Source organism: Vibrio sp. OPT46, from assembly GCF_015163535.1.
Taxonomy (GTDB): domain Bacteria; phylum Pseudomonadota; class Gammaproteobacteria; order Enterobacterales; family Vibrionaceae; genus Vibrio; species Vibrio alginolyticus.
Genome location: NZ_JADDYG010000456.1, coordinates 761 through 3,025, shown reverse-complemented (window position 1 = coordinate 3,025; position 2,265 = coordinate 761). Strand labels below are relative to the sequence as shown.

Sequence of the window (2,265 nt, the reverse complement as noted above, 5' to 3'; positions counted from 1 at the left end):
AAAGAAGTAGCGAATGAATACCGAGTGCCACTGCGGGGCACTGGCTTGTGTCAAGAATCGATGACAATCAGGTATATCTTTACTGATGAGTTTTATGACCAAAAAGTGAGCTTGGATGGTTTAATGGCACATTTATTGAGCTTAAAAGCTGACTATGACTTGGTTGAGGTGATGTGCCACCCGGCAGAGGCCGATCAGGCGCTTATCTTAAAGAGTGGCTATGCGCTTCAGCGAGAGCTAGAGTTACAAGTTCTTACCTCTCCCATTTTAAAAGAACAGTTAGCTCATCATGGTATAACTGTCACGGATTACTCTGAGCTTGTTTCTACCAATCAAACGGTCGGTGTATGATTAAAGGCTGCCAGCTTCGCCCCCTATAGCACCTTACGAATTGCTGGCAGCCGTTCTACACAAACGAATATTTAATAACAATTGCAGTTGGACCCAATAGCATTATGGCAAGGATTAAAGATGTAGCCGAACTCGCCGGTGTAAATCGCTCTACCGTTTCTCGAATTATTAATGGAGAGGGGAAATTTCGCGAGGAAACTCGAAAAAAAGTAGAGCAAGCTATGGCGCAATTGAATTATCGTCCCAGTGCAATTGCTCGTTCACTCGCAACCTCATCCAGTAATATGGTTGGGTTATTGGTGACTTACTATACGGGGGGCTTCTTTGGCGAGATGATGGAGCAGGTTCAAACCGAGCTAGATATTCATAAGAAGTTTTTGATTACAGCTCAAGGCCATCATTCTGCACAAGGTGAAAAAGAGGCAATTCAGCGTTTTAATGATTTACGTTGTGACGGCTATGTACTTCATAGTCGTTATTTGTCAGATGATGACTTACGTGAATTAGCTAAACAGCCAACACCTTTCGTTCTCCTGGATCGCTACGTGGAAGGAATAGAAGAGCGTTGTGTTATCTTTAACCATCATCATGCAAGCCGTATTGCCGTTGAGCACCTTTTAGCTGGTGGTCATCGAAAGATTGCTTGTATTGCCGGTCCATCCCAACGTCATAACAGTGTATTGAGAAAGCTTGGGTATATTGATGCAATGAAGGATGCTGGTATAGATATTGATGAAAGCTGGTGTGAAGAAGGGAATTATGGCCGGCAAAGTGGTTATGATGCAATGGCTGCAATTTTACAACGACACCCTGATGTGACGGCTGTCTTTTCGTGCAGTGAAGAAATGACGGTTGGCGCAATGCAGTACTTACACGAGCACAGTATTTCTGTACCAGAGCAAATCTCATTAACTAGCTTTGACAGTGTTGATCTTTGTGAAAGTCTTTACCCTACAGTATCAGCAGTGCACTTTCCTATCAGTGACATGGCCCGTGTAGCGGTACAAACGTTAATGGGACTAGTCAAAGGTCAAGAAGTAATAGACAAGCCTGTGTTCGAGGCCAAGCTTAAAATACGCAAAGCAGATCGCTCCTTAAAGTAGCTTACTTCTATCTAATCAAGTGAGTCGCTTAGAAATAACGGTTTGATGTTTTGATAGTTACTGATGAATTTATTCACAAAATTTACTAGTATTCTAACTCTCTTAAGAAATATAAATCAGTAGTGAATAAGTGGCAGCCATTAAACTAACGGTCGATCGTATTCAACCCGGATTACATATCCGTCTTCCGCTAAAGTGGAACGATCACCCCTTTCTACTCAATAGCTTTAAGATTAAAGACCAAGAGCAAGTCGAGATGATCCGCCACCTCGGCGTAAAGTTCGTTTACTTTAATCCAGAGCAAAGCGATGCCGTTCCACTCCCTGTTGATCAAAGACAAGCTGACAGAGTAACAAATGAAGCGTCGTTAGATCATGAAACTCAAAAAATGTGGCAAGAAAAACAAAACCGCATAGAAAAGTTAAGTGCATACCGTCGACGCGTGATTCAGTGTGAAAAAGAGTTTGAGCGCTCTCTGGCTCGTATGCGTTCAGTCATGACTAAAATCCGTAACCGTCCGACAGCAGCAGTTGATGAAGCAAAGCTTCTTATTGAAGATATCGTCGAGAAGTTAATGTGCGATGATAATGTTACGTTACATCTGATGAACGGAAAAAATGAGTTTGAAGATATTTATTTCCACTCATTGAACGTGGCTGTTATCTCGATGATGATTGGCCGTGCTAAAGGGTACTCAGCAGCACAGTTGAAAGAGCTTTCCTTTTCCGCACTATTCCATGATATCGGGAAAATAAAAATCCCGACTGCAATATTAAGAAAGCAACTACCTCTAACAGAGCCAGAAACTAAT

3 protein-coding genes are annotated in these 2,265 nt (G+C 42.3%); all 3 read left to right on the top strand.

All coding sequences use genetic code 11. The features are described from left to right. On the top strand, positions 1-351 hold a 351-nt coding region (locus IQR33_RS19800; protein WP_193843963.1), incomplete at its 5' end, for a ChbG/HpnK family deacetylase. 104 nt (positions 352-455) lie between these two features. After that, the gene (locus tag IQR33_RS19795) at positions 456-1,454 is read left to right on the top strand and encodes a LacI family DNA-binding transcriptional regulator (RefSeq protein WP_017636173.1); all 999 of its coding nucleotides are present in this window, start codon (positions 456-458) and stop codon (positions 1,452-1,454) included. Positions 1,455-1,584: 130 nt separating this feature from the next. After that, positions 1,585-2,265, top strand: a 681-nt coding sequence (locus IQR33_RS19790; RefSeq protein WP_193843962.1) for an HD-GYP domain-containing protein, incomplete at its 3' end; no start/stop codon positions are given.